This is a genomic window from Acidovorax sp. GW821-FHT09B03, from assembly GCF_059418305.1.
The window spans coordinates 1-26878 of sequence record NZ_JBWKPP010000015.1; the positions used below are offsets into that span (position 1 = coordinate 1).

Sequence of the window (26878 nt, forward strand, 5' to 3'; positions counted from 1 at the left end):
GCAGGCGTGGGCCAGGTGGGAGAAGCGGTCACGCAGATGGACCAGGCCACACAGCAGAACGCGGCGCTGGTGGAAGAAATGGCGGCGGCGGCGAGCAGCCTGAACAGCCAGGCGGGCGAACTGGTCAACGCGGTGGCGGTGTTCCGGCTGGCACACGACGGGGGCGGCGGCAGCAGTGCCGCGAACAGCCACCGCGCCGCCGCAGCCCCGGCACCAGCGCCTGCGGTGCGCAAGCCGGTGGCCATGGCGGCGCGCACGCCCGTGAAGGCGCCGGTGGGCAAGGCCCCGGTGGCCAGCCGGCTGGCTGCGCCCAAGGCGCCTGCGCCCAGCCCCGCGGCAGCGGCACCCAAGGCACCGGCCAAGGCGGGTGGGGATGATGAATGGGAAAGCTTCTGATCCCAGGGTTCGCTGGCTGAAAGGGCTGGCCTGGAAAATCCTCTTTGAAGGCGTGGCAGGGTTTGGGGAGGTGCTTGCGGGCCCGGATCCTGCTATCCTGTGTTTACAGGTTGTTACTTCGGGAGCAGGCCATGAACCGGTTCAAGATCTCGACCCGCCTCGCGGGGCTTTTGGCGGTGCTGTGCTGCCTTGTGTTGCTGGTCGGCGGGGCCGGCTTGCTGGGCATGGGGCAGTCCAACGCCGGGCTCAAATCGGTGTACGACGACCGGGTGGTGCCCCTCAAGCAGATCAAGATCGTGGCCGACATGTACGCTGTCAACGTGGTCGATGCGGCGCACAAGGTGCGCGACGGCGGCATGACCGCCGCGCAGGGCCTGCAGTCGGTGGCGGATGCGCGCAAGGCCATCGAATCCAACTGGAGCGCCTACCTGGCCACCAGGCTGGCGCCCGAGGAAAAGACGCTGGTCGACCGCTTCAAGCCCCTGCAGACCAAGGCCGACGCTGCCACCGAGACCCTGGTGGGCTTATTCAAGGCGGGCGACATGGCCGCCCTCACCACCTTTGCCGCCAAGGACCTGTACCCGGCCATGGACCCGCTGCAGGAAGTGCTGGGCCTGCTCATGCAGGTGCAGCTCGACCAGGCCAAGATGGAGTACGACCGCGCTGCCGCCAGCTACCAGACCCTGCGGGCACTGGTTGTGGGCGCCGTGGTGCTGGGCGTGCTGCTGGCCGTGCTGATGGGCGGCGCCATGATCCGCCAGATCTCGCGCTCGCTGCGCAATGCAGTCGAAATCACCGATGCCGTGGCGCGCGGTGACCTCACGGTGTCCATCCAGGCGCAGGGGCGTGATGAGATCGCGCGCCTGCTCGGTGGCCTGACCGCCATGCGCGACAACCTGGCCCAGGTGGTGTCGGGGGTGCGTGGCAACGCCCAGGGCGTGGCCTCCGCGAGCGCCGAGATCGCCTCGGGCAACCATGACCTGTCCATCCGCACGGAGGAGCAGGCCAGCGCCTTGCAGGAGACCGCTGCCTCCATGGAGGAGCTGAGCTCCACCGTGCGGCAGAACGCCGACAACGCGCGCCAGGCCAACCAGCTGGCGATGAGTGCCTCGACCGTGGCCGTGCAGGGCGGCGATGTGGTGTCCGAAGTGGTCGAGACCATGAAGGGCATTAACGACAGCAGCAAGAAGATTTCCGACATCATCGGCGTCATCGACGGCATCGCCTTCCAGACCAACATCCTGGCGCTGAACGCCGCCGTGGAGGCCGCGCGTGCCGGGGAGCAGGGGCGCGGCTTTGCCGTGGTGGCCAGCGAGGTGCGCAGCCTCGCGGGCCGCAGTGCGGACGCCGCCAAGGAGATCAAGGGCCTGATCCACGCCAGCGTGGAGCGCGTGGAGCAGGGCACCACGCTGGTGGACAAGGCGGGCGCCACCATGACCGAGGTGGTGGCCTCGATCCGCCGCGTGACCGACATCATGGGCGAGATCAGCGCCGCCAGCACCGAGCAGAGCCAGGGCGTCTCCCAGGTGGGTGATGCGGTCACGCAGATGGATCAGGTGACCCAGCAGAACGCCGCCCTGGTCGAGGAAATGGCCGCCGCCGCGGGCAGCCTGAGCCACCAGGCCCAGGCCCTGGTCAGCGCCGTGGAGGTGTTCAAGCTGTCGGCCGACGCACCACCCGTTCAGGCCGCTGCCGCGCCCCGTCCCGGCCCAGCGAAGCCGGTCGCTTCGCCGGCCTCCCGCCCGCCGGTGGCCGGCGCAGCGCCACGCAAACTCACGGCACCGGTGTCTGCCAAGGCGCAGGCAGCCGCCAAACCGCCGGCCGCCGCACCGCGGGCGGCAGCGACGACGGCATCCGACGACGAATGGGAGAGCTTCTGAGCTCTCGAAGCCTCTTCAGCCTGTTGGAGGTCCATTGCACCACAATGGGGCTCTCATGCAGTGTTTGCACTTTTGTGCCTCAATTTGGTGTTTTTTGAGGGCTGTTTTGGTGCACCGACCCGGCGGCCACGTGGATGGCGTCCAGTCGTGCCACGGCATCGGGTGGCAAGGCCAGCCGGGCCGAGGCCATGTTCTGCTGCAGGTGGGTGACCGACGAGGTGCCCGGGATCAACAGGATATTGGGTGAGCGCTGCAGCAGCCAGGCCAGTGCCACCTGCATGGGCGTGGCGCCCAACTGAACGGCCACGGCAGACAGGGCGTCCGACTGCAATGGCGTGAAGCCGCCCAGCGGAAAGAAGGGCACATAGGCTGTACCCTCGCCCGCCAACTGCGTGAGCAGGGCTTCGTCTTCGCGGTGGGCCAGGTTGTACAGGTTCTGCACGCAGGCGATCGGCGCGATCCTGCGCCCGTCCTGCACCTGGCGCGCCGTCACATTGCTCAGGCCGATGTGGCGGATGAGGCCCTGGCGCTGCAGTTCGGCCAGCGCCGTCAGCGGTTCTTCCAGTGAGCCTTCCGCCGGCCCGTGCACGCTGAACATGGCACGCAGGTTCACCACGTCCAGCACATCGAGGCCCAGGTTGCGCAGGTTGTCGCGCACCGCCTGCGTGAGTTCGGCCGCAGAGAACGCGGGCAGCCAGGAAGCATCGTCGCCACGCCGCGCGCCCACCTTGGTCACGAGGGTCAGGCCATCGCGGTAGGGGTGCAGTGCCTCCCTGATGATCTGGTTGGTCACGTGCGGGCCGTAGAAATCGCTGGTGTCGATGTGGTCCACGCCGCTTTCCACGGCGGCGCGCAGCACGGCCACGGCTGCGGCCCGGTCCTTGGGCGGGCCGAACACGCCCGGGCCGGCCAGTTGCATGGCGCCGTAGCCCAGGCGCTTCACATCACGGTGGCCGAGCCGGTAGCTGCCGGCCTTGTCGATTGCTGTCATGGAGGTGTCCTTTCAAATGGGGGATGCATCGACTGTAGGCACGCCGCCTGTGTACGATAAGCCGGTTGAGTGCGCACGGGTTGTGCGGTACAGCGAACAGTCAAGCGAAGGGTTCTGTCCATGGCCGAGCAGTTGGGTGATCTGGCCGCCTTTGTCGCGGTGGCACGCGGCGGCGGTTTCCGCGAGGCGGCGCGCCTGGGCGGCGTCGGCGCGTCGAGCCTGAGCGAGGCCGTGCGCCGGCTGGAGGCCCGCTTGGGCGTGCGCCTGCTGCACCGCACGACGCGCAGTGTGGCGCCCACTGAGGCGGGCGCCCGCCTGCTCGAACGCCTGGGCCCGGCGCTCGGCGAGGTGCAGGCCGCGCTCGACGTGGTCAACGGCTTTCGCGACCGGCCTGCCGGCACCTTGCGCCTGAATGTGCCCGCCAGCGCCGCACGCCTGGTGCTGCCCGCCATCGTGCCGCCCTTCCTCGCGGCCTACCCCGACATCCGCCTGGACGTGGTGGTGGAGGAGGGCTTCGTCGACATCCTGGCCGAGGGCTGCGACGCCGGCATCCGCTATGACGAGCGCCTCGAGCAGGACATGATCGCCCTGCCCATCGGCCCGCGCTGGCAGCGCATGGCCACGGCCGCATCGCCGGCCTATTTGGCTGCGCGCGGCCGGCCGCAGCACCCGCGCGATCTCATGCAGCACGCCTGCCTGCGTGGCCGTTTTGCCAGCGGCACCATGCCCACCTGGGAGTTCGAGCGCGATGGCGAGGTGGTCGCCGTGGACCCCACCGGCCCCTTGATCGTGCGCATCTCGGGCGGCGTGGACCTGGCGGTGGAGGCGGCGCGCGCGGGCTGCGGCATCATCCACATGTTCGAAGGCTGGCTGCAGCCGCATCTCGACAGCGGGGCGCTGGTGCCGGTGCTCGAAGACTGGGCCCGGCCTTTCACCGGGCCGTTTCTCTACTATCCCGGGCGGCGCTATCTGCCGGCGCCGCTCAGGGCGTTTGTGGATTTTGTGCGGGAGCAGTCTGCGGCCGCCGGCATGGAGGGGCAGGCGCTACACGTGCCTGAACGGACTGCGCCCCTGTAGCTCTTCCAGATAGCCCTCCACCCCCTGGCCTTCACGCTCCAGAAAGCGCTCCACCGCCTCGGCAAACGCCGGGTGCGCGATCCAGTGGGCGCTGCTGGCCTGCACCGGCAGCAGGGCGCGGGCCATCTTGTGCTCGCCCTGGGCGCCGCCCTCGAAGCGCAGTGCGCTGTGGGCTATGCACCACTGCAGCGGTTGGTAGTAGCAGGCCTCGAAGTGCAGGCAGTCCACGCGCTCCAGCGCCCCCCAGTAGCGGCCATAGGCCACGAGCCCGTCCGTACCATCGTCCCCCAGCGCGATCAGGCTGCTGGCGATGGGGTAACCCTCCTTCTCGGCGATGAACAGCAGCCAGGCCTCGGGCATGGTGCCGGCCATGCGCGCGAAGAAGTCGCGCGTGAGGTAGGGCGGGTTGCCGTGCTCGAGGTAGGTGCGCTCGTAGCAGCGGTAAAAGAAATCCCAGTCGGCCGTGCTGATGTCGGCACCGCGCGACCAGCGGAACGCGACGCCCGCATCGGCCACGCGGCGGCGCTCCTGGCGGATCTTCTTGCGCTTGTCCTGGGCCAGGCTGGCGAGGAAATCGTCGAAGCTGGTGTAACGGGCCGGAGCGTCCTCGGCAGTCGCTGGGAGCGGTGCCGAGCCGGCGCCGGGCCGCCCCAAGGCGGCGAGAGCCCCCTCGGGGGGCAGCGAGGACACGCCAGTGCCGAGCGTGGGGGCCACGTTCTTCCAGTGGAATTGGACGGTGTGGCGCAGCATCAAGCCTTCATCGGCGCTGGTCTTCACATCGTCGCCGCTGGCAAACAACACATGCACGGACGAGACACCCTGGCTTTCGCACCACTGGCAGACGGCCTGCACCAGCAGGGCGCGGCTGCCGTCGTCGCGCGCCATGAGCCGGGTGCCGGGCACGGGCGTAAACGGCACCGCGATGGTGGCCTTGGGGTAGTAGGGCACGCCGTGCTGCTCGTAGGCATTCGCCCAGGCCCAGTCGAAGACGTATTCGCCGTACGAGTGGCTCTTGAGGTACAGCGGGCAGGCGGCGACCAGGGTATCGCCATCCCACAGCGTCATGAAGCGCGGCGTCCAGCCGCGTTGGGGCGTGGCACTGCCGCTTTCGTGCAGGGCCGTGAGGTATTCGTGGCGCAGGAAGGGCGTGGGGTGGCTCTGCAAAGCCAGCAGGCCGTTCCAGGCATTGGCGTCCACCTCCTGCGGGGAGGCCAGCACGCGGGCGATAATGTGCAATTCTTCAGCCATGTGCGCCCTGCGGCCTGCATTGCACTGCCATAGGGCGGTCTGCGGCGGGTTGCGGGCCTGCATTGGCGGTTGTCTTCAACCTGGCCCCAGGGGCCTTCTCCAGTTCCATGACGCTCTCCATTTGCACAGCGCAGCTCAATTTCGTGGTGGGCGACATGCCCGGCAATGCGCAGAAGATCATTGCCGCGGCGCGCGATGCCCATGCCCGGGGTGCGCAGTTGCTGCTCACGCCCGAGCTGGCGATCTGCGGCTACGCGGCGGAGGACCTGTTCCTGCGCCCGGCCTTCATCGCCGCCTGCGATGATGCCGTGAAAACCGTGGCCCGTGAGACCGCAGGGTTGAAAGGCCTGGCCATCGTGCTCGGGCATCCGCAGGCCGTGCGCGCCGATGCCCCGGCCTTCAGCGCCTGCTTCAATGCCGCCAGCGTGCTGCGCGATGGCGTGGTGGAGCAGACCTATGCCAAGCGCGAGCTGCCCAACTACCAGGTGTTCGACGAGCGCCGCTACTTCGTGGCCGGGCAAACGCCCTGCGTGTTCGAGGTGGCCGGCGTGCGCGTGGGCGTGCTGGTGTGCGAGGATGCCTGGTTCGCCACCCCCGCGCGCGACGCGGCAGCGGCCGGGGCGCAGCTGCTGGCGGTGATCAACGCCTCGCCCTTCCACCTGGGCAAGAGCGCTGAACGTGAAGACACCATGCGCGAGCGCGTGCGCGAGACGGGCCTGCCCCTGGTCTATGCCCACCTGGTGGGCGGGCAGGACGAGGTGGTGTTCGAAGGCCGCTCGTTCGCCCTGGGGGCCGATGGCGCCGTGGCGGCGCGGGCCCCGGGCTTCGAGGAGGCGCTGTTCACCGTGCAGGTGCAGTCCGGCCAGGGCGCCACGCCGCCGGCAGTGCACGGCGACATCGCACCGCTGCGCAGCACCGAGGCCGACCTGTGGGATGCGCTGGTGCTGGGCGTGCGCGACTACGTGGGCAAGAACCGCTTTCCCGGCGTGCTGCTGGGCCTGTCGGGCGGCATCGATTCGGCCCTGGTGCTGGCCATCGCCGTCGATGCACTGGGCGCCGACAAGGTGCGTGCGGTGATGATGCCCTCGCCCTACACGGCCGACATCAGCTGGATCGACGCGCGCGACATGGCGGCCCGCCTGGGCGTGCGCTACGACGAGATCTCCATCCAGCCGCAGTTCGAGGCCTTCAAGGCCGCGCTGGCCAGCGACTTCGCAGGCCGGGCCGAAGACACGACCGAGGAGAACCTGCAGGCGCGCATCCGCGGCACCCTGCTCATGGCGCTCTCCAACAAGTTCGGCTCCATCGTGCTGACCACGGGCAACAAGAGCGAGATGTCCACCGGCTACTGCACGCTGTACGGCGACATGGCCGGCGGCTTCGCCGTGATCAAGGACGTGGCCAAAACCACCGTGTTCGCGCTGTGCCGCTGGCGCAATGCCCACGACCCTTATGGCACGGGCACGGGCCCCATCCCCGAGCGCATCATCACCCGCCCGCCGAGTGCCGAGTTGCGCCCTGACCAGAAGGACCAGGACAGCCTGCCGCCCTACGACGTGCTGGACGCCATCGTCTCGCGCTACATGGAGAACGACGAGCCCATCGAGTCCATCATCGCGGCCGGCTTTGCGCGCGCCGACGTGGAGCGCGTGACCCGGCTCATCCAGATCAACGAATACAAGCGCCAGCAGGCGCCTGTAGGGATTCGCGTCACCCGCCGCAGCTTCGGCAAGGATTGGCGTTACCCTATCACCAACCAGTTCCGAGCTTGAAGCAGTCAGTGTTGATGGCCTGAGCCGAGACCGCGAGCACGCCTTTACTTTTTTCGTATCCACAGGAGACCCGCCATGAAAATGATCACCGCCGTCATCAAGCCCTTCAAGCTCGAAGAAGTCCGCGAAGCCCTGGCCGAATGCGGCGTGACCGGCCTGACCGTCACCGAAGTCAAGGGCTTCGGCCGCCAGAAGGGCCACACCGAGCTGTACCGTGGCGCCGAGTACGTGGTGGACTTTCTGCCCAAGGTGAAGGTCGAAGTCGTCGTGAAGACCGAGGACGTGGACCGCTGCGTCGATGCCATCGTCAACGTGGCACGCACCGGCAAGATCGGCGACGGCAAGATCTTCGTGACCGCCGTGGAGCGCGTGGTGCGCATCCGCACCGGCGATCTGGACGACGCCGCTGTATAAGGTACATCCCCCTGAGTCGCTTCGCGCCTTCCCCCTTCTCTCGAATTACTGCGTAATTCGGGAAGGGGGACACCGCCAGCGCGGCGGGGCGGCCCTTGCGCGGCGGTCCTGGCTTGGGGCGCGCCAGTTTTTTGCGGCTGTCAGATCACCGAGCGCAGGGGGATCTGGCGGGCGTTGTTGCCGGCCTGTTCGACCAGGGTCTGGAGCAGGGCGGGGGTGTCGCTGTCGGCGTGCAGCAGCCCCATCTGCCATTCACCCATGAAACCGCTGGCCACGCTGTGGTCCAGGAAGGCCAGCAGGCCGTCGTAGTAGCCGGCCACGTTGAGCAGGCCCAGGGGCTTGTCGTGGTAGCCGAGCTGGCGCCAGGTCCAGACCTCGAACAGTTCCTCGAAGGTGCCGATGCCGCCGGGCAGGGCGATGAAGGCGTCGCTGCGCTCGGCCATCATGGCCTTGCGCTCGTGCATGGTCTGCACGATGTGCAGTTCGTCGCAGGCCCGGTTGGCCAGTTCCTTGTCCACCAGGGCCTGGGGGATGATGCCGACCACGCGGCCGCCGGCCTGGCGCGTGGCCTCAGCCACGGTGCCCATGAGGCCGCTGCGCCCACCGCCATACACCAGTTGCCCGCCATGGGCGCCGATCCAGGTGCCCACCGCCGTGGCCGCCTGGGCATAGGCCTCGTTCTCGCCGGGGCGCGAGCCGCAATAGACGCAGATGGAGAAAGCCGGTTCGTCAGCCATGGGTGATCCTCTGGAAGATGGCTCCCGCCCAGATGCCCACGCACAGCAGCAGGGCCAGCAGCACGGCGGCGCTGCCCATGTCCTTGGCGCGCTTGGACAGGTCGTGCCACTCGGGCCCGATGCGGTCGATGGCGGTCTCGATGCCGGTGTTGAGCAGCTCGACGATCATCACGATCACCACCGAGCCGGCCAGGAGGGCCACTTCCACCCAGCTCTTGCCCAGCCACAGCGAGACAGGCAGCAGCACGATGGCGGCGACGGCTTCCTGGCGGAAGGCCTTTTCACCCCAGCCGGCGCGCAGGCCCTCCAGCGAGTAGCCGGCAGCGTGCCAGATGCGGTTCAGCCCGGTGCGGGCTTTCTGGGGATTGGCGGGGGCGGTGGGGTGGGGTGTGGACATAGGGAAAACCGCGATTCTCGCGCAGTGTTGTGACGGCGGGTTGAAGGGCGTCGAAACGCTCCCGCCCGGGGCTTGTACGGATTTGCCTTCAACCGTCTAACGTCGTTGGTTCGCCTTGCCGTGCTACAGCACTGTCTGCGGCTTCCCGCCTAGTTACACGATCGAATGCAAATCCGTATTATTTCTTGCGGTGCTCGAAATGCACCAGCCGGGTGCCGGCCAGTGCATCGTGCCAGAACTGCCGCTGCGGATGAAAGCGCGCAAGAATGGCCCATACGGCCACCCAGCCGATGACGAGCACCGTGGTCTCCGCGCCCGAAAGTGCAAAAGGCGACACGGCGGCCAGCGGCGGCAAAAACCACAGCCAGCTGAGCACGTAGCGCAGCAGGGCGCGCGGCTGGCTGATGGGGCGCCCGGCGCGGTCCACCACGCGGATGTTCCAGGTCTTCATGGCCAGGGTCTGGCCCTTGGCCCAGAACCAGGTGAAGTAGATGCCGAACACCACGAACAGGAAGGCCTGCAGCGCATGGCGGTTGTCCAGCGCATGGCGTGTCTGGCTCAGGGTGCCGAAGAGGTAGCCGGCGATGAATACCACGCCGAACATCAGCATGCCCTCGTACAGCCAGCAGGCCATGCGGCGCATGAGGCTGGGGGTCGTCGCGGCAGGCGGTGTGGCCGGGGGCACCGTGGCGTCTGCCGGCGGCGTGCTGGAGGTGGGGGAGGCGGGCATTCCGGACTGCGGATCGGCGCGGCGGGGGCCGTCAGTTGTTGGGGTACAGGCCTGAATTGTCGGCGCTGGGCGGTGCGGCGGGGGTTGCCGGGTCGGAGCCCGCGGGCGCCAGCGGTGGCAGTGCAGCGGGTACGGCGGTGGGCACGGCCACGGGCGCGGTTTCCACCACCGCAGGGGCGGCCGGGCTGGAGGCCGAGGCCTCCGTGGGGGGCTGCGCTGCAGAAGGTACCGGCATGGCCAGGCGCGGGCCATGGTCGGTCAACGGCGGGATCTTGGGCGCGTTGGGGCGCAGGGGGTTGGCCTGCGTGGCGGCGGGCACCTGCGCCAGTTTGCGGGTAGGCACCGGGCGCAGCGCGGTTGCCGCGCCCTGGGGCTTGGGTGGTGCCGTGGCGGCCAGCAGGTCGCGCTCCTCGGCGGTCAGCGCCTGGTAGGCCTCCCACTGCGCGAGCTTGTTGTCCCGGGCCAGGCGGTTGGTGCTGGCGTAGTTCAGCCGTGCCTGGCTGCGCTGCTGGGCGCTCAGGCTGGCCCATTCGGTCATGCGGCTGTGCAGCTTGGCCTGCTCGTCCTCGGGCAGTTCCGGAAAATTCACTGCCAGCGCCAGCCAGCGGCGCTTTTGCACCTCGCTGATCAGCGCCCAGCGCTCAGCCAGCGGGTAGAGCGCCAGCTTTTGCCGGGTGTTCAGGGTTTCCCAGCCGGGGCCGGCGGCCACTTCGGCCAGGCCTTCGGAGGGCAGGGCGGTGGCGCTGCCCGAGGGGCGCAGGGCCGTGGCGGCCGTGGGGGTGGGGCGCGTGGCGGCAGAAGGCAGCAGGGTGGCCGGCGCCATGCCCACCCGTTGCACGACCATCACGGAGACGGCGGTCAGCGCGCCCAGAAGCGCCAAAGCCAGCACGATGGCTGGCAGTGGTGGGCGGGCGTCGGGAAGTCCTTTATGCATGCATCGGGCAGTGGGCCAAATCAGTGATTCTGCGCTGCCGTCTTGAGGAACTGGACAAATCCCGGGTCGGAATAGGCTTCTGGCGGCAATTCGTCGGTCAGCAGGGCGGCATCGACTTCGGCGATCTCGTTGGCGCCGAACTCGTCCTGCACCGTGCTGATGAAGAACAGGCCCACCACCAGGGCGATCAGCGGCACGGCCGACACCAGGGCATTCCACCAGCTGTTGCCTTCGCCGCCACCGGCGCCCAGGCTGGCAGCAGAGCCGCTGGCCAGCACCACCGGGGCGCTTGCCCGGGCGGGGGCGCGCACGGGGGCCAGCACCTTGCGCCGCGCCAGTGCCTGCATGCGCGATGCGCGCAGGCGCTCCGAGATGTCATAGGGCAGATCCTGCGAGCCGTCCGTCAGCCGCGCCGATACGCGGCGGGCAAAACGTTCTGCTGCAGCTTCCTGGGAGGAGGTAAGGGTGGTGTTCACAGTTCTATTCCTTTGGCTTTCAGTGCCTTGCTCAGGGTTTGTATGGCACGAAAACAGTGCGTTTTCACACTGCCTTCCGAACAACCCATCGCGGCTGCCGTTTCTGATACATCCATTTCTTCCCAGTAACGCATGAGGAAGGCTTCCCGTTGACGTGCTGGCAATTCTTCTATTTCCGCCTCGATGCTGCGGAAAATCTGGGCTCTTTCGGTCAGGTCTTCGGCACTCGCGGCCTTGTCGCCGTCTTCCGGGCCTGAGTACGCCTCCAGTAGATCAAAATCCATGCCATCTTCGCCGGGCCCTTCGAAGTCGCTCATGCTCGAAAACAGTGCATTGCGTGTCTTCTGGCGCCGAAACCAGTCCAGGGTGCTGTTCGAGAGGATGCGCTGGAACAGCATGGGCAGCTCGGCCGCCGGCTTGTCCCCATAGTGCTCGGCCAGCTTGAGCATGCTGTCCTGCACGATGTCCAGGGCCGCTTCCTCATTGCGGACGTGGTAGACCGAGCGCTTGAATGCGCGCTTTTCTACACTTTTGAGGAAATCGGAGAGTTCTTGTTCGGTTGCCAAGACGGGTCAGCCCGGGAATGGGACGCGTGTCGGGCACGCCGGTGCGGCGCCCCAACAACAGGTGCAGAGCCCCCTCCACGAAGGAGCCCAGCCGCCGATTATCGCATCCCCCGGTGTTTTTTTAGGCATGGCGTGCAATTGCGCGTGTTGCAGTGCGATAATCGCGGCTGCAATTCAAAAGGCAAACGGGTCACGGTCCGGCGCGGCAATCATCCACGCCCATGTCCTTGGCCTCAAGTTCCAAGCTGGCTTCACAAGGGTCCATGCGAGGAGCACCCAAGGTTTTTCGTCAGAGAAATTCACAAAGGTTGATCATCATGGAAATCTCCAAGGCCGAAATCACTTCGGCGGCCGCTGCTGCGCAGGGCAATTCCCCTTCTTCTTCCGCTCCCGGCTCTGTGGACCTCATGGGTTCCGAGATCCTGGTCAAGTCGCTGCAGGCCGAGAACGTCCAGTACATCTGGGGCTACCCCGGCGGCGCCGTCCTGTACATCTACGACGCGCTGTACAAGCAGGAAACCATCCAGCACGTGCTGGTGCGCCACGAGCAGGCTGCCGTGCATGCCGCCGACGGCTATGCCCGCGCCACCGGTGAAGTCGGCGTCGCCCTGGTCACCTCGGGTCCCGGCCTGACCAACGCGGTCACCGGCATCGCCACGGCGTACATGGATTCGATCCCCATGGTGATCATCTCCGGCCAGGTGCCCACGCCCGCGATCGGGCTCGACGCCTTCCAGGAGTGCGACACCGTCGGCATCACGCGCCCCATCGTCAAGCACAACTTCCTGGTCAAGGACCCGCGCGACCTGGCCGTCACGCTCAAGAAGGCCTTCCACATCGCCCGCACCGGCCGTCCCGGCCCCGTGGTGGTCGATATCCCGAAGGACGTGTCCTTCAAGAAGGCCCCCTACAGCGGCTACCCCCAGAGCGTGGAAATGCGCTCGTACAACCCCGTGCGCAAGGGCCACAGCGGCCAGATCCGCAAGGCCCTGCAGTTGCTGCTGGCCGCCAAGCGCCCCTACATCTACACCGGCGGCGGCGTGCTGCTGGGCAATGCCACCAACGAGCTGCGCACGCTGGTGGACATGCTGGGCTACCCGGTCACCAACACGCTGATGGGCCTCGGGGCCTACCCCGCGTCGGACCGCAAGTTCCTGGGCATGCTGGGCATGCACGGCACCATCGAAGCCAACAACGCCATGCAGAACTGCGACGTGCTGCTGGCCGTGGGTGCGCGCTTCGACGACCGCGTGATCGGCAACCCCAAGCATTTCGCGCAGAACGACCGCAAGATCATCCACGTGGACATCGACCCGTCGAGCATCTCCAAGCGCGTGAAGGTCGACATCCCGATCGTCGGCGACGTGAAGGACGTGCTCACCGAGCTGATCTCCATGGTCCGCGAAAGCAGCACCCGCCCCGACGCCGGCGCGCTGGCCGCCTGGTGGGACACCATCGAAGGCTGGCGCAAGCGCGACTGCCTGAAGTACAGCATGGGCAGTCCCGACGTCATCAAGCCCCAGTACGTGGTGGAAACGCTGTGGAACATGACCAAGGACGTCGACACCTACATCACGTCCGACGTGGGCCAGCACCAGATGTGGGCAGCCCAGTACTACCGCTTCGACGAGCCGCGCCGCTGGATCAATTCCGGCGGCCTGGGCACCATGGGAGTGGGCATCCCCTACGCCATGGGCATCAAGCTGGCCAAGCCAGAGGCCGAAGTGTTCTGCATCACCGGCGAAGGCTCGGTGCAGATGAACATCCAGGAACTGTCGACCTGCCTGCAGTACAACACGCCGATCAAGATCTGCTCGTTGAACAACCGCTACCTGGGCATGGTGCGCCAGTGGCAGGAAATCGAGTACTCCGGCCGCTACAGCCACAGCTACATGGATGCGCTGCCCAACTTCGTGAAGCTGGCCGAGGCCTATGGCCACGTGGGCCTGCTGATCGAGCACCCCAAGGACGTCGAGCCCGCGCTGCGCGAAGCGCGCAAGCTCAAGGACCGCACGGTGTTCCTGGACTTCCGTACCGACCCCACCGAGAACGTGTTCCCGATGGTGCAGGCCGGCAAGGGCATCACCGAAATGCTGCTGGGCTCCGAAGACCTGTAAACACAGGCCTTCGGCTCCCGCTGCGGCCTGCAGCCACAGCAGTGATGCTGCAGGCCAATCTCCTGCTATCAGTTCGATAGCTTCACTTCGACGAATCTATTGTCTGCCGAGCCTGCGCATTACCGTGCGCAGGGGAGGGCAGCGAAAAGAGGAATGTCTTCATCATGAAACACATCATTGCCGTTTTGCTGGAGAACGAACCCGGCGCGCTGTCGCGCGTCGTGGGCCTGTTCTCTGCCCGTGGCTACAACATCGAATCGCTCACCGTGGCGCCCACCGAGGATCCATCGCTGTCGCGCATGACCATCCAGACCACGGGCTCCGACGATGTGATCGAGCAGATCACCAAGCACCTGAACCGCCTCATCGAAGTGGTCAAGGTGGTCGACCTCACCGAGGGTGCCTACACCGAGCGCGAGCTCATGATGGTGAAGGTGCGCGCCGTGGGCAAGGAGCGCGAGGAGATGAAGCGCATGGCCGACATTTTCCGCGGCCGCATCATCGATGTGACCGAGAAGAGCTACACCATCGAGCTCACCGGCGACCAGTCCAAGAACGACGCCTTCCTGCAGGCCATCGACCGCACCGCCATCCTGGAAACCGTGCGCACCGGTGCCAGCGGCATCGGCCGCGGCGAGCGAATCTTGCGCGTGTAAGACAATCCACCCCGCATTTCCCGATTTCAACCCCCCAAACAACGCATTTCAACCGGAGCGACCCATGAAAGTTTTCTACGACAAAGACTGTGACCTGAGCCTGATCAAGGGCAAGACCGTTGCCATCATCGGCTATGGCTCGCAGGGCCACGCCCACGCACAGAACCTGAACGACAGCGGCGTGAAGGTCGTGGTCGGCCTGCGCAAGGGCGGTGCCTCGTGGGACAAGGTCGGCAAGGCCGGCCTGAACGTGATGGAAGTCAATGACGCCGTCAAGGCCGCCGACGTGGTCATGATCCTGCTGCCCGACGAGCAGATCGGCGAGGTCTACACCAACAACGTGGCCCCGAACATCAAGCAAGGCGCTTCGCTGGCCTTCGCCCACGGCTTCAACGTTCACTACAACCAGGTCGTGCCCCGCGCCGACCTCGATGTGTGGATGGTTGCCCCCAAGGCCCCCGGCCACACCGTGCGCAACACCTACACCCAGGGCGGCGGCGTGCCCCACCTGGTGGCCGTGCACCAGGACAAGTCCGGCAAGGCCCGTGACCTGGCCCTGTCGTACGCCATGGCCAACGGTGGCGGCAAGGCCGGCATCATCGAGACCAACTTCAAGGAAGAAACCGAGACCGACCTGTTCGGCGAACAGGCCGTGCTGTGCGGCGGTGCCGTCGAACTGATCAAGATGGGTTACGAAACCCTGGTCGAAGCCGGCTACGCCCCTGAAATGGCCTACTTCGAATGCCTGCACGAGCTCAAGCTCATCGTGGACCTGATCTACGAAGGCGGCATTGCCAACATGAACTACTCGATCTCGAACAACGCCGAGTACGGCGAGTACGTGACCGGCCCTGAAGTCATCAACGAGCAGTCGCGCGTGGCCATGCGCAATGCCCTGAAGCGCATCCAGAGCGGCGAGTACGCCAAGATGTTCATCCAGGAAGGCCGCCTGAACTACCCAAGCATGACGGCACGCCGCCGCAACACCGCCGACCACAGCATCGAAGTGGTGGGTGGCAAGCTGCGCGCCATGATGCCCTGGATCGCCAAGAACAAGCTGGTCGACCAGACCCGCAACTGATCGGCAACCACGCGCCTCGCGTACACGATCCCAAAAGGCCACCTCGGTGGCCTTTTTTCATGGCCGGCGGGGCCGCATGCCCTGGTGTGGAGCGGCTCGCTGGGCCGGTCATGCATTGTTGACAGGCCGCCTTCGCCCAGGCCCCCAGGGTGCAGCTACACTGCGCCTTCGGTCTGGAGCGTGCACACGCTCCCGGGAGGGGTGCCGTGCGCCATGCGTGCGCGTGCCAATTACTATAATTTTGATAGCTGTTCACGCCGGCTGGCCTGGCGATGGAGATTTTTTCGATGCATGACGGCAAGGATCTGGCCGACGGCTCCGGTGTGATGGTGCGCAAGCGGCGCAAGGGCATCTACATCCTGCCCAATCTGTTCACGCTGGCGGCCTTGTTCGGGGGCTTCTATTCCATCGTGATGGCCATGAACGGGCGCTTCGACCTGGCGGCCGTGGGTGTGTTCTGCGCCATGGTGCTCGACAGCCTGGATGGCCGCGTGGCGCGCATGACCAACACGCAAAGCGCCTTCGGCGAGCAGATGGACTCGCTGTCGGACATGGTGTCCTTCGGTGCCGCGCCCGCGCTCATCGCCTACGAGTGGTCGCTCAAGGGCCTGGGCCGCTGGGGCTGGATCGCCGCCTTCGTGTACTGCGCCTGCGCCGCGCTGCGGCTGGCGCGCTTCAACGTGAACACGGGGGTGGTCGACAAGCGCTACTTCCAGGGCCTGCCGTCGCCTGCGGCCGCCGCGCTGGTGGCTGGCTTCATTTGGCTCATGACCGAGCTCGGTGTGCGCCGCGGCGTGGACCTGTGGCTCACCTGGGACCAGGTCACCTGGGTGATGTTCGCCTTCACGCTGTATGCCGGGCTCACCATGGTGACCAATGTGCCGTTCTACAGCTTCAAGGACATCCAGATGAAGAAGAGCGTGCCCTTCGCCGCCATCGTGCTGATCGCGCTGGGCATCGCCGTCATCAATATCCATCCGCCCATCGTGCTCTTCAGCGTGTTCGTGTTCTATGGGCTGAGCGGCTACGGCGTCTACGCCTGGCGCAAGGCCAAGGGGCAGCACAGCAGCGTGATCAGCACGTCCACCGACGAACCCGACGAGCGCGGCCTGCACAAATGACGGCTGGGAACCGCGCGTCCTGCACTTGTGCTACATTGCACTGCATGAACACGTTGGCCATTGCAATCCTACTGCTAGCTCCCCACGGGCGGAGACGGTAGGCGCACGCGCACACGTTTTCCACAAAGGCCCGTATGCACCCGCAACGGGCCTTTTGCTTTGGGCGCCAGAATTCAGCGTTGCGGACCACCCCACCATCAATACCAGGAGAACCCCATGGCCGACAAACTCATCATTTTCGACACCACCTTGCGCGACGGCGAGCAATCGCCCGGCGCCTCCATGACCCGGGACGAGAAGCTGCGCATCGCACGCCAGCTCGAGCGCCTGAAGGTGGACGTGATCGAGGCCGGGTTTGCCGCCAGCTCCAACGGCGACTTCGAGGCCGTGCAGGCGATTGCCAACGCCATCAAGGACTCGACCATCTGCTCGCTCTCGCGCGCCAATGACCGCGACATCTCGCGGGCGGCCGAGGCCCTCAAGGGCGCCAACAGCGCGCGCATCCATACCTTCATCGCCACCTCGGCGCTGCACATGGAAAAGAAGCTGCGCATGACGCCCGAGCAGGTGCTCGAGCAGGCGCGCCAGTCGGTGCGCTTTGCGCGCAACCTGGTGGCCGACATCGAGTTCAGCCCCGAAGACGGCTACCGCAGCGACCCGGACTTCCTGTGCCGCGTTCTCGAAGCCGTGATCGCCGAAGGTGCCACCACCATCAACGTGCCCGACACCGTGGGCTACGCGATCCCCGAGCTGTACGGCAACTTCATCAAGACCTTGCGCGAGCGCATTCCCAACAGCGACAAGGCCATCTGGTCCGTGCACTGCCACAACGACCTGGGGATGGCCGTGGCCAACTCGCTGGCCGGCGTGAAGATCGGCGGCGCCCGCCAGGTCGAATGCACCATCAACGGCCTGGGCGAGCGTGCCGGCAACTGCTCGCTCGAAGAAGTCGTCATGGCCATCAAGACGCGCCGCGACTACTTCGACCTGGACCTCAACATCGACGCCAAGCACATCGTCGCTGCCAGCCGCATGGTCAGCCAGACCACCGGCTTCGTGGTGCAGCCCAACAAGGCCGTGGTGGGCGCCAACGCCTTCGCGCACGCCAGCGGCATCCACCAGGATGGCGTGCTCAAGGCGCGCGACACCTACGAAATCATGCGCGCAGAAGACGTGGGCTGGAGCGCCAACAAGATCGTGCTGGGCAAGTTGAGCGGCCGCAATGCCTTCAAGCAGCGCCTGCAGGAGCTGGGCGTGAGCCTGGACAGCGAGACCGAGGTCAACAGCGCCTTCACCCGCTTCAAGGAGCTGGCCGACCGCAAGAGCGAGATCTTCGACGAGGACATCCTGGCCCTGGTCAGCGACGAAAGCGTGACGGCCGAGAAGGAGCAGTACGGCTTCGTCTCGCTGTTCCAGCAAAGCGAGACCGGCGAGCAACCCCGTGCGCGCATCGTCTTCACGGTGGACGGCCACGAGGTGCGCGGCGAGTCCGAGGGCAACGGCCCGGTGGACGCGTCGCTTAAGGCCATCGAGTCCCACGTCAAGAGTGGTGCGGAGATGGTGTTGTATTCCGTCAACGCCATCAGCGGCTCCACCGAGAGCCAGGGCGAGGTCACCGTGCGCCTGCAGAACAGCGGCCGCGTGGTCAACGGAGTGGGCGCTGACCCCGATATCGTGGTCGCGTCAGCCAAGGCCTACCTCAGCGCGTTGAACAAATTACAAAGTAAAGCTGACCGGGTGGCTGCACAGGGATAAGTGTTGAATTTATAATTCATTCACTTTCTTGGAAAGTCGCGCAAGGTCTTGATCTTGCGCGACTTTTTTTGATTCTGTACACTGGCCCACACTTCTTACCCTTTGGAGCACTTTGATGCACCATGGCCGCAGCACCGCAATGAACCGTTTTTTCCAGCTTCTGGGCTTTGTTGTTGTGAGTGCGGCGCTCGCGTCGCCCATGGCACACGCCAACGAGCGCAAGAAGGCGCCCGCCAAGAAGCAGGTGGCATCGGCCACCGCCAAGAAGTCCGCCGGCCCGCGCAAGGCCGCCGTTGCCGCCAAGCCGGTGCGCATCACCGCCAAGACCTCCAAGGCCGCCACCCGCGTGGCCTTCATCCCCGCCAAGCCTTCCTTCGGCCAACTGGCGGGCCTGCACGAAGTCAATGACCCGCTGGACCTCAAGTCCAGCGTGGCCCTGGTGATTGACCAGGAAACCCATGAAGTGCTGCTCAGCAAGAACGACCATGCCGTTCTGCCGATCGCATCGCTCACCAAGCTCATGACCGGCCTGATCATCTCCCAGGCCAAGCTGCCCATGGACGAGCAGCTCACCATCACCCAGGACGACGTGGACACCGAAAAAGGCAGCCGCTCGCGCCTGACGGTGGGCTCCACGCTGACCCGCGGCGAAATGCTGCATCTGGCCCTGATGTCCAGCGAGAACCGCGCCGCCCATGCGCTAGGCCGCACCTACCCCGGTGGCCTCGATGTGTTCGTGGCGCAGATGAATGCCAAGGCGCGCCTCCTGGGCATGACCGACACCAAGTACGTGGAGCCCACGGGCCTGTCCAGCCGCAACCAGAGCAGCGCCCGCGACCTGGCCACCCTGGTCAACGTGGCCCATGGCGACCCGGTGATGCGCGAGCTGTCCACCTCGCCCGGCTACGAGCTGGCTCTGGGTGCGCGCACCCTGCAGTTCAACAACACCAATGGCCTGGTGAAGAACCCCACCTGGGACATCGGCCTGCAAAAGACTGGCTACATCTCCGAAGCCGGGCGCTGCCTGGTGATGCAGGCGCAGGTGGCCGGCCGCAAGATCATCATGGTGTTCCTGGATTCCGCGGGCAAGTTCAGCCGCCTGGGCGACGCCGAGCGCGTGCGCCACTGGGTCGAATCCATGCCCGCCGCCATCAGCCCCGTGAAGACGGTGGTGCACAGCTCCAACGGTTGATGGATTAATCACCACCGCCCCTGGCACCCACCCTGTGGCGGCCAGGGCAACAAAAAAACCCCGGTGGCGCAGGCTCCCGGGGTTTTTTGTTTTTCAGGCCGGGGCTGCGCGCCCTTCGGCGATCACTCGACCGGTGTGTGCAGGACCTCGCTGCCGTGCAGGGAGGAGGACAGGGGCGAGGTGGGCACCTTGGTCGGCACATAGCCCAGCGCCAGCGAAATCTCCTGCGCCGTGGCCTGCAGCTTGGCCATCCAGCCCTCGTCGAGCCGGTCGGCCGGGGCCGAGATGGACAGTCCGGCCACCAGCTTGGCCTGGTCGTCGTACACGCCGGCCGCCATGCAGCGCACGCCCAGCTCCAGCTCCTCGTTGTCGCGGGCCGTACCGTACTGGCGCGCCTTGGCCAGCTCGCGCTCGAGTACGGGCAGCTGGGTGATGCTGTTGCGGGTGTGGCCCGCCAGCCCGGTGCGGGTGGCGTAGGCGCGCACGCGCTGCGGGTCGTCCAGCGCCAGGAAGAGCTTGCCGGTGGAGGTCAGGTGCAGCGGCGCGCGGCCGCCGATGGCGCGCACCACCTGCATTCCCGAGCGCTCGCTGTAGGCGCGCTCCACGTACACGATCTCGTCGCCCTGGCGCATGCTCAGGTTCACCGGCTGCTGGATCAGCTTGTGCAGGTTGCGCATCGGGGCCAGGGCCGCATCGCGCACGCTCAGGCGGGCCTTGACCAGGTTACCCAGCTCCAGCAGGCGCATGCCCAGCCGGTAGCTGCCCGACTCGGGTCGGTCCACGAAGCGGCCGATGGTCAGGTCGTTCAGGATGCGGTGCGTGGTGGACGGGTGCAGCCCCGTCTTCTCGCTGATCTCCTTGAGCGAGATGGCGTCCTCGCGCGATGCGAGCACGTCGATCAGCGTGAACATGCGCTCCAGTACCTGGACGCTGGGTTTGATCGGGATACCAGGGTCGATTTTTTTCATGGGCGGCAGGAATGCGGGAATGGTGTGGAGTAAGGGATATCCACAACATCCTCTGATCGCCGCATCTTACCTTGTGAAATGCAACGGCACCATCGGGCGCCTTGGAAGCCGTCAGCCGCTGGCACCTGGGTGACGCTGGTCCACCCGCCGCCATTCGCTGCCCTGGCGGATCTCATGCGGCAAAAAGCGCGCCTTGTAGTTCATCTTGGGGCTGGCCTCGATCCAGTAGCCCAGGTAGATATAGGGCAGGCCCATGGAGCGCGCCTGCTCGATCTGCCAGACCACGTTGTAGGTGCCGTAGCTGGCCCGCGCCTCGGGCTCGTAGAAGGTGTACACGGCCGACAGGCCGTCGTTGAGCACGTCGAGGATGGACACCATCTTCAGCGCCCCCGGCTCACCGGTTTCCGGATCCACCTCGCGGAACTCCACCAGCCGCGAATTGACGCGGCTTTGCAGCAGGAACTGGGTGTACTGGTCGATGCTGTCCTGGTCCATGCCGCCGCCTGCATGGCGCCCGTTCTGGTAGCGCAGGTACAGCTGGTAGTGCTCGGGCACGAAGCACAGGCGCAGCACGCGCGCCTGCAGCGCGCCATGCTGCACCGCAGCGCGGCGCTGGCTGCGGTCGGGCCGGAACTCCTGCGCGCGCACGCGCAGCGGGGTGCAGGCCTGGCAGCCATCGCAATAGGGGCGGTAGGTGAACATGCCGCTGCGCCGGAACCCCGTGGCCACGAGGCCCGAATACACATCGCTCTGGATCAGGTGGCTGGGCGTGGCGACCTGCGAACGCGCCTGCCGGTCCGGCAGGTAGCTGCACGGGTAGGGCGCTGTCGCATAGAACTGCAAGGTCTGCAGCGGCAGGTCGTTGAGTTGCGTCATGCCATGGGCGAGGGGTGGGGCAACAGTTGGTTCCAGTATACGGGCTCGAAACGCCAGGTGCCGCCCGGAAGGTCTTGCGCCGCGGCGATCTTGCCCAGGAACTCGCTGCGCGGGATCTCGCGCGCCCCCATTGACGCCAGGTGGCGCGTGTTCTGCTGGCAGTCGATCAGCGCCACGCCGTGCACGCGGCAAATCGCCACCAGCGCCGCCAGCGCGATCTTGGAGGCATCGGTCGCATGCGCGAACATCGACTCGCCGAACACCGCGCGCCCGAGCGCCACGCAGTACAGGCCACCTACCAGCTGGCCGTCGACCCAGGTCTCCACGCTGTGGGCCGAGCCCGCCGCATGCAGCGCCTCGTAGGCGCGCACCATGTCGGGCACGATCCAGGTGCCCGCCTGGCCCTCGCGCGGCGTGGACGAGCAGGCGCGTATCACCTGGCCGAAGGCCGTGTCCACCCGCACCTCGCAGTGGCTGCCGCTGGCGGCAAACTTCTGCAGTGTCTTGCGCAGCGAGCGGTGCAGCCGGAACTCGGCCACCGGCAGCACCATGCGCGGGTCGGGCGCCCACCACAGGATGGGCTGGCCCTCGCTGAACCAGGGGAAGGTGCCCTGCCCGTAGGCCGCCCTGAGGTGCTTCACATCCAGAGCGCCCCCGGCGGCCAGCAGCCCGGGCGCCGGATCGTCGGGGCCCCAGGCGCTCGCCGGGCTGGGGAAGGGGTCATGGGGTTCCAGCCAGGGGAGTTGGGCGGGCATGGGGGCGAGGCAGGGATGCGAAGGAACGACGAATGAATGGTTTGATTGTGCGGCAAGCACCGCGGCTGACGCAGGCCCGTGGTGTTTGCGCTACTTGCGCCGGTACTCGCCCACAAAGCTCACGTTCATTCCGCCGCAGCCGTCGTCCTCCTTCACGGCCAAGCCGCCGCGCTGCAGGGCCAGCGTGGCCGTGCAGCCGTCGCTGTCGTACGCCAGCAGCCCGTTGCGCAGGGTGCCCACGCCCCGTATCTCACCCACGTTGACCTGGCCATTGGCGGCGTTGGGGCCATACCAGACGGCGTCGCCCGCCAGGTAGACCTTGCCGCCCTGCAGGCCGACGACGGCCAGGCTGGCGCTGTCCTTGTCGGGCTTGCCCTGGAGGTAGCGCGTGTAGCTGCCATTCCACTGCGCACCGGGCCCGGTGGCGGGCGCAACGCTTTGCAGCAGCGCAATGCGGCCCGAGAACTCCTGGGCCAGGCAGCGCGCATCCTTGCACTGTGTGACCTCGTACGACTTGAGCCACTCGCGCTGCCACTGCACCAGCTGCGGCCGGGCCTTGGAGCGGGTGACTGCGTCCTTGAAGGCGGTGTTGAGCTGCTCGTCCAGCGCCGAGAGCGGGGCGTCCGAGCAGATCAGCTTTTCCATGGGCGACTTGGCCTTGGTGCAGTCGAAGCTGGCGGCGCTGGCCAGTGGGGCCGCGGCCATCAGCATGGCGGCGGCAATACAGGGGCGCATCGTTCTGTTCAGGGGCATGGTGCGTTCAGTGGGCTGGATCGTGGTGGGCGGGCGGTATCCATCATACGAAGCTGCACGGTGGGCCACTTTGTACTGCGCAGGGTGCACTTTGTACTAGAACAAAGAAGGGGGAGAGGGCGCGGCAGCCAATCGGCACTTGACACTCCGGGGCGCTGGACGCACCCTACGGCCCGCCGCAAATCTGCGCACCACACAACACAGGAGAGAACCAACATGATCAACAAGCGCCATTTCGTCACCACCATCGGCCTGGCCGGCGTGCTGCCCGCCACCAGCGCCATCGCAGCCCCCAATGCCAAGGCCGGCGCTGCCCAGCCCGTCTTGCTGACCGTGAGCGGTGCCGTCGGCAAGACCAACCGCGGCGCGCTCGACCCTGTCATCGACCAGATGATGGGTAAGCACAAGATCCAGTTCAGCAAGGCCTTCGCGTTCGACGCAACTGCGCTGCAGCGCCTGCCCGCGGTGACCATCAAGCCCACGCTGGAGTACGACAACAAGGTCCATACCCTGGAAGGCCCGTTGCTGGTCACCGTGCTCGAAGCCGCTGGCGTGCCGCGCGGCAGCAATGTGCAGCTGGGCCTGCGCGCAGTGGACGGCTACAACGTCGCCGTCAGCCTGGCCGATGCCGCGCAGTACCGCATGATCGTGGCTACGCGCCTGGACGGCCAGCCCATGGCGCTGGGCGGCCTGGGGCCACAGTGGGCCGTGTACGACGCGGACAACGTCGCGCCCTTCAAGGACAAGCCCGTGAAGGAGCGCTTTGCGCTGTGCCCCTGGGGCCTGTACCACATCGACGTGAAGGCGGCCTGAGCTGTAGGACTGCACCGGAAATCGCGGGCGTGCCCCCCGCGGCTGGCCTACCATCGCTGAGCATCCGAACACTGATGGAAGGCAATCCCCGTGGCAACCGTTCAAGAAGCCCGTGTCGTCAGCCAGCCCGTGGCGGTGGCGGCCAACACCGTCTATGACTTTGCCCACCGCATGGAGAACCTGCCGCTCTGGGCATCGGGCCTGGCTACAGGCATCGAGCAGCGCGATGGCCAGTGGTTCACCGATTCGCCCATGGGCAAGGTCCGGGTCGACATGGCGCCGCACAACCCCTTCGGCGTGCTCGACCACGACGTGACCTTGCCCGACGGAACCACGGTGCACAACGCCTTGCGCGTCACGCCGTGTGGTGGGCATGGCAGCCTGCTGAGCTTTGTGGTGCTGCGCTTCGAGGGCGTGGGCCAGGCCAATTTCGAGGCCGACGTGGCCCATGTGCGCAAGGATTTGGCGGCCCTCCAGCAACTGCTGGAGCGGCAGGCTTCCTGATGCCGCGGCTGGGCGGCTGCGAATGGCCTGAAGCCAGTCAATCCTTGTTGCGCGTCAGGTGGTTGAGCACCGCATCCGCCGAGTTGCCCACGGCCGCCACCGCGTCGCGCAGCTCCTGTTCGGAGCATTCGAGGGAGGTGGTCCAGGCGTGGATCTCGTGGTCCTGCGCCAGGCTGATGAAACGGCGGTCCGTATCGGCATCGTGCGGAATGTCGGGCATGGTGGAGGGCCTCGCGTTGGCGCTTGGCCTAGCGCTGCTTGTCGTCGGTCTCGCCCGTCACACCCGTGCCCTGGCGCGACGCCGGCTTGGGATCCGGGTGCTCTTCGATCGCACCCAGCCGGTGGCCCGAGGGGTCTACCGCATCCAACGGGCCCACCCCCGGCTGTTCTCCGCCCGGGCGGTTGGCATAGGTCTCGCCCAGCGTGCCGGACGCGTCTTTCAAGCCATACTGGTGGTGGCCGGGTTTCGGGGTGGTGCTGTCGGGCATGGCGTGCTCCTCGGGGAAGAAGCCTTGATGCTAGGGGCGCAGCGCACGGCGGGCTGTAGGACCCTGTCGGCTGCGCTGGTGCTCGCTGTCCTGCCCGGGCCGTGGCGACAAGGGGGGGCGGCTCAAACGCCGCGCAGCACCACCACGGCGTAGGTGCAGTCCGCAGCCGTTTCGTTGCTGAACACGCAGTCCGCAGGCGGCCCCAGTTCCAGGCAGTCGCCGGCATCCATGGCATGCCGGGTGTCGCCCTCCATGAACACCAGCGAGCCTTGCAATACCCAGATCAGCTGCCGCTTCGCGGTATAGGCAGCAGCCGGCATGGGCACCTGCGCACCGGCGGGCAGCACCACCTGCACCAGGTCCAGCGGCAGGTCGGAGGGGGGCGATACGTGCGTGCGCACATAGCCGGTCTGCGGGTCCGTCCACACGGGCTGGTCGGCCCGGCGCAGCAGCCGGCCCTCCTTGGCCTCGGCGCGGGCGATCAGCTGCGACATGCTCAGCCCGAACGCGCCCGACAGCCGTGCCAGCAGCGTTGCCGTGGGGCTCGATTCGCCCCGCTCCAGCTTGTGCACCATGGCCCGCGACACGCCGGAGTGCGCCGCCAGATCGGTCAGCGACCAGCCCCGGCCCTCGCGCTCGATGCGCACGCGGGCGCCAATGCGCTGGCTCAGGCTATCGACTGTCAAATCTACTTTGGTGGACATGTGTTTCATCATGGTAGACAATAATCCACCAAAATACCTCATTCGTCCATCATAGTGGATGGAAAGCCGTGCAACCCCTGACAGCCAAGCCATGACCCTGCAGATACGCGATGCCCACACGGGCGACATCGAAGGCATCCTTGCCATCTACAACGACGCCGTGGCCAACACCACCGCCATCTGGAACGAAACCCTGGTGGACGCAGCCAACCGCGCCGCCTGGCTGGCCGACCGCCAGCGCCTGGGCTACCCCGTGCTCGTCGCCATCGACGACCAGGGTGCCGTGGCCGGCTACGCCTCGTTTGGCGACTGGCGCGCTTTCGACGGCTACCGCCACACCATCGAGCATTCCGTGTACGTGCACCAGAACGCGCGCGGCGCAGGCTTGGGCAAGCTGCTGATGCAGGCCCTTATCGAGCGTGCCCGCGCCATCGGCAAGCACGTCATGGTCGCCGGCATCGAGGCCGGCAACACCGCATCGATCCAGCTGCACGAGCGCCTGGGCTTCACCCAGGTGGGCCTGCTGCCCGAAGTGGGCACCAAATTCGGCCAGTGGCTGGACCTGGCCTTTTTGCAGCTCAAGCTGGATGCGCGCACGGATCCCGATGGGGCAGGGCGGGGCGCCTGAGCTCTACCTAAGTATGCGGTTCAGTCATCTTCCTGAGCGCTTATTTCAGGGAACAGGATTTCTGTGTACCCAAACTGCGTGAAGTCCCGCACCCGCATCGGGTACAGCTTGCCGATCAGGTGGTCGCACTCGTGCTGCACCACGCGGGCATGGAAGCCATCCACCGTGCGGTCGATCGGGTCGCCATACAGATCGAACCCCGTGTAACGGATGCGCGACCAGCGCGGCACCTTGCCGCGCAGGCCCGGCACCGACAGGCAGCCCTCCCAGTCCTCCTCTTCCTCCTCGCCCAGCGGCGTGATCACCGGGTTGATCAGCACCGTGGGTGGCACGATGGGCCGGTCTGGGTAGCGTGGGTTGCGCTCGTTGGAGCCGAAGATCACCAACTGCAGGTCCACCCCGATCTGGGGCGCCGCCAGCCCTGCGCCGTTGACGGACTGCATCGTCTCCAGCATGTCGCGCACCAGCAGGTGCAGCTCGTCCGTATCGAACGCGGTCACGGGCTGGGCCACGCGCAGCAGGCGCGGGTCGCCCATCTTCAGGATGGTGTGGATGGTCATGGTGTGGGAAGGAGAAAGGCGGTGGTCGTCGTCATCGCGGTCAGCAAGCAAGCAGACAGCAGCCACACATCATGCCGCAAGGCCGGCAGCCCCGCAGCCGTGGGGCGAGGCGTGGCAGTGCCCTGCGCAACGCCAAAACTTTCCTCCAGATTGCACGCAACAGCACCCGGACTGGAAAACGCCCGAATTTTGTGTATATAATCTAAGTCTTGTTCCTCGATAGCTCAGTCGGTAGAGCGCCGGACTGTTAATCCGTAGGTCCCTGGTTCGAGCCCAGGTCGAGGAGCCA

Annotated in this window: 29 protein-coding genes, 1 tRNA gene and 1 pseudogene; 15 read left to right on the plus strand and 16 right to left on the minus strand. The window is 66.6% G+C overall.

The genetic code is table 11. The features are described 5' to 3' along the window. A pseudogene (locus tag AC07PA_RS22900) lies at nt 1–396 on the plus strand (methyl-accepting chemotaxis protein); the annotation flags it as partial. A gap of 131 nt (nt 397–527) precedes the next feature. Further along, on the plus strand, nt 528–2276 hold the full coding sequence (locus tag AC07PA_RS22905) for a methyl-accepting chemotaxis protein (RefSeq protein WP_494606060.1): 1749 nt from the start codon (nt 528–530) through the stop codon (nt 2274–2276). 79 nt (nt 2277–2355) lie between these two features. Here the strand turns inward: AC07PA_RS22905 and AC07PA_RS22910 are convergent, their stop codons facing one another. Beyond that, nucleotides 2356–3267: an aldo/keto reductase family oxidoreductase gene (locus AC07PA_RS22910; protein ID WP_494606058.1), complete on the minus strand. Its 912-nt coding sequence runs from the start codon at nt 3265–3267 to the stop codon at nt 2356–2358. Between the two features lie 120 nt (nt 3268–3387). On the opposite strand from AC07PA_RS22910, the gene AC07PA_RS22915 reads away from it, so the two are divergent. Beyond that, nucleotides 3388–4344: a LysR family transcriptional regulator gene (locus tag AC07PA_RS22915; RefSeq protein ID WP_007857848.1), complete on the plus strand. Its 957-nt coding sequence runs from the start codon at nt 3388–3390 to the stop codon at nt 4342–4344. On the opposite strand, the gene AC07PA_RS22920 is transcribed toward AC07PA_RS22915, so the two are convergent. Continuing rightward, nucleotides 4312–5592, minus strand: coding sequence for a GNAT family N-acetyltransferase (locus tag AC07PA_RS22920; RefSeq protein WP_494606056.1), 1281 nt, complete (start codon nt 5590–5592; stop codon nt 4312–4314). The genes AC07PA_RS22915 and AC07PA_RS22920 overlap by 33 nt on opposite strands. Nucleotides 5593–5699: 107 nt before the next feature. On the opposite strand from AC07PA_RS22920, the gene AC07PA_RS22925 reads away from it, so the two are divergent. Both AC07PA_RS22925 and AC07PA_RS22930 read left to right on the plus strand, forming a co-directional pair. Continuing rightward, nucleotides 5700–7364, plus strand: coding sequence for an NAD+ synthase (locus AC07PA_RS22925; protein ID WP_494606054.1), 1665 nt, complete (start codon nt 5700–5702; stop codon nt 7362–7364). Nucleotides 7365–7439: 75 nt separating this feature from the next. Next, a complete protein-coding gene (locus AC07PA_RS22930; protein WP_007857855.1) occupies nt 7440–7778 on the plus strand; it encodes a P-II family nitrogen regulator in 339 nt (112 codons plus the stop codon). A 140-nt stretch (nt 7779–7918) separates the two neighbouring features. Here the strand turns inward: AC07PA_RS22930 and AC07PA_RS22935 are convergent, their stop codons facing one another. The 6 genes from AC07PA_RS22935 to AC07PA_RS22960 form a co-directional block, all read right to left on the minus strand. Beyond that, nucleotides 7919–8515: an LOG family protein gene (locus AC07PA_RS22935; RefSeq protein WP_494606052.1), complete on the minus strand. Its 597-nt coding sequence runs from the start codon at nt 8513–8515 to the stop codon at nt 7919–7921. After that, the gene (locus AC07PA_RS22940; RefSeq protein ID WP_494606050.1) at nt 8508–8912 is read right to left on the minus strand and encodes a diacylglycerol kinase; all 405 of its coding nucleotides are present in this window, start codon (nt 8910–8912) and stop codon (nt 8508–8510) included. The genes AC07PA_RS22935 and AC07PA_RS22940 overlap by 8 nt, the downstream gene beginning before the upstream one ends. A 178-nt stretch (nt 8913–9090) precedes the next feature. After that, nucleotides 9091–9642: an RDD family protein gene (locus AC07PA_RS22945; RefSeq protein WP_494606048.1), complete on the minus strand. Its 552-nt coding sequence runs from the start codon at nt 9640–9642 to the stop codon at nt 9091–9093. 31 nt (nt 9643–9673) lie between these two features. Then, nucleotides 9674–10576, minus strand: coding sequence for a DUF3106 domain-containing protein (locus AC07PA_RS22950; protein ID WP_494606046.1), 903 nt, complete (start codon nt 10574–10576; stop codon nt 9674–9676). A 20-nt stretch (nt 10577–10596) separates the two neighbouring features. Further along, nucleotides 10597–11052, minus strand: coding sequence for a DUF3619 family protein (locus AC07PA_RS22955; protein ID WP_494606043.1), 456 nt, complete (start codon nt 11050–11052; stop codon nt 10597–10599). Continuing rightward, entirely contained in the window at nt 11049–11618 is a 570-nt protein-coding gene (locus AC07PA_RS22960; protein ID WP_007857863.1) for an RNA polymerase sigma factor, read from the minus strand. Before AC07PA_RS22960 ends, AC07PA_RS22955 begins: the two co-directional genes overlap by 4 nt. Nucleotides 11619–11935: 317 nt before the next feature. On the opposite strand from AC07PA_RS22960, the gene AC07PA_RS22965 reads away from it, so the two are divergent. The 6 genes from AC07PA_RS22965 (at nt 11936) to pbpG (ending at nt 19540) form a co-directional block, all read left to right on the plus strand. Then, complete coding sequence (locus AC07PA_RS22965) at nt 11936–13735, plus strand: acetolactate synthase 3 catalytic subunit (protein WP_494606041.1); 1800 nt, start codon at nt 11936–11938, stop codon at nt 13733–13735. A gap of 164 nt (nt 13736–13899) precedes the next feature. Beyond that, complete coding sequence (gene ilvN, locus AC07PA_RS22970; RefSeq protein WP_007857867.1) at nt 13900–14391, plus strand: acetolactate synthase small subunit; 492 nt, start codon at nt 13900–13902, stop codon at nt 14389–14391. 64 nt (nt 14392–14455) lie between these two features. Then, nucleotides 14456–15472: a ketol-acid reductoisomerase gene (ilvC, locus tag AC07PA_RS22975; protein WP_007857869.1), complete on the plus strand. Its 1017-nt coding sequence runs from the start codon at nt 14456–14458 to the stop codon at nt 15470–15472. A 287-nt stretch (nt 15473–15759) separates the two neighbouring features. Next, nucleotides 15760–16593 (plus strand): CDP-diacylglycerol--serine O-phosphatidyltransferase, encoded by an 834-nt coding sequence (gene pssA, locus AC07PA_RS22980; protein WP_007857870.1) that lies wholly within the window; start codon nt 15760–15762, stop codon nt 16591–16593. A 216-nt stretch (nt 16594–16809) separates the two neighbouring features. Beyond that, nucleotides 16810–18348: a 2-isopropylmalate synthase gene (locus AC07PA_RS22985; RefSeq protein WP_007857872.1), complete on the plus strand. Its 1539-nt coding sequence runs from the start codon at nt 16810–16812 to the stop codon at nt 18346–18348. A 115-nt stretch (nt 18349–18463) separates the two neighbouring features. Beyond that, a complete protein-coding gene (pbpG, locus tag AC07PA_RS22990; RefSeq protein WP_007857875.1) occupies nt 18464–19540 on the plus strand; it encodes a D-alanyl-D-alanine endopeptidase in 1077 nt (358 codons plus the stop codon). Nucleotides 19541–19662: 122 nt separating this feature from the next. On the opposite strand, the gene AC07PA_RS22995 is transcribed toward pbpG, so the two are convergent. From AC07PA_RS22995 to AC07PA_RS23010, 4 genes are all read right to left on the minus strand, one after another. Then, entirely contained in the window at nt 19663–20508 is an 846-nt protein-coding gene (locus AC07PA_RS22995; RefSeq protein WP_007857877.1) for an IclR family transcriptional regulator, read from the minus strand. A gap of 111 nt (nt 20509–20619) precedes the next feature. Further along, on the minus strand, nt 20620–21384 hold the full coding sequence (locus AC07PA_RS23000; protein ID WP_494606036.1) for an arginyltransferase: 765 nt from the start codon (nt 21382–21384) through the stop codon (nt 20620–20622). Next, complete coding sequence (aat, locus tag AC07PA_RS23005) at nt 21381–22139, minus strand: leucyl/phenylalanyl-tRNA--protein transferase (RefSeq protein WP_494606034.1); 759 nt, start codon at nt 22137–22139, stop codon at nt 21381–21383. The genes AC07PA_RS23000 and aat overlap by 4 nt, the downstream gene beginning before the upstream one ends. A gap of 90 nt (nt 22140–22229) precedes the next feature. Next, nucleotides 22230–22892: a lysozyme inhibitor LprI family protein gene (locus AC07PA_RS23010; protein WP_494606032.1), complete on the minus strand. Its 663-nt coding sequence runs from the start codon at nt 22890–22892 to the stop codon at nt 22230–22232. 216 nt (nt 22893–23108) lie between these two features. On the opposite strand from AC07PA_RS23010, the gene AC07PA_RS23015 reads away from it, so the two are divergent. Continuing rightward, nucleotides 23109–23705 carry a putative pterin-binding protein gene (locus tag AC07PA_RS23015; protein WP_494606030.1) on the plus strand — a complete coding sequence of 199 codons (597 nt, stop codon included), beginning with the start codon at nt 23109–23111 and terminating at the stop codon, nt 23703–23705. Nucleotides 23706–23795: 90 nt separating this feature from the next. Further along, a complete protein-coding gene (locus AC07PA_RS23020; protein ID WP_494606028.1) occupies nt 23796–24209 on the plus strand; it encodes an SRPBCC family protein in 414 nt (137 codons plus the stop codon). 37 nt (nt 24210–24246) lie between these two features. Here the strand turns inward: AC07PA_RS23020 and AC07PA_RS23025 are convergent, their stop codons facing one another. The 3 genes from AC07PA_RS23025 to AC07PA_RS23035 all read right to left on the minus strand — a co-directional run bounded on the left by AC07PA_RS23025 (nt 24247) and on the right by AC07PA_RS23035 (nt 25401). Beyond that, complete coding sequence (locus AC07PA_RS23025) at nt 24247–24429, minus strand: DUF3606 domain-containing protein (RefSeq protein WP_007857887.1); 183 nt, start codon at nt 24427–24429, stop codon at nt 24247–24249. A gap of 28 nt (nt 24430–24457) precedes the next feature. Further along, entirely contained in the window at nt 24458–24697 is a 240-nt protein-coding gene (locus tag AC07PA_RS23030; RefSeq protein WP_494606026.1) for a hypothetical protein, read from the minus strand. A 122-nt stretch (nt 24698–24819) separates the two neighbouring features. Continuing rightward, nucleotides 24820–25401 (minus strand): helix-turn-helix domain-containing protein, encoded by a 582-nt coding sequence (locus AC07PA_RS23035; RefSeq protein ID WP_494606024.1) that lies wholly within the window; start codon nt 25399–25401, stop codon nt 24820–24822. A gap of 91 nt (nt 25402–25492) precedes the next feature. On the opposite strand from AC07PA_RS23035, the gene AC07PA_RS23040 reads away from it, so the two are divergent. Then, nucleotides 25493–26029: a GNAT family N-acetyltransferase gene (locus tag AC07PA_RS23040; protein WP_494606022.1), complete on the plus strand. Its 537-nt coding sequence runs from the start codon at nt 25493–25495 to the stop codon at nt 26027–26029. A gap of 20 nt (nt 26030–26049) precedes the next feature. Here the strand turns inward: AC07PA_RS23040 and def are convergent, their stop codons facing one another. Then, nucleotides 26050–26589, minus strand: coding sequence for a peptide deformylase (gene def / locus AC07PA_RS23045; RefSeq protein WP_145698295.1), 540 nt, complete (start codon nt 26587–26589; stop codon nt 26050–26052). 213 nt (nt 26590–26802) lie between these two features. Here def and AC07PA_RS23050 point away from each other — a divergent pair. After that, nucleotides 26803–26878: transfer RNA gene (locus AC07PA_RS23050), tRNA-Asn, on the plus strand.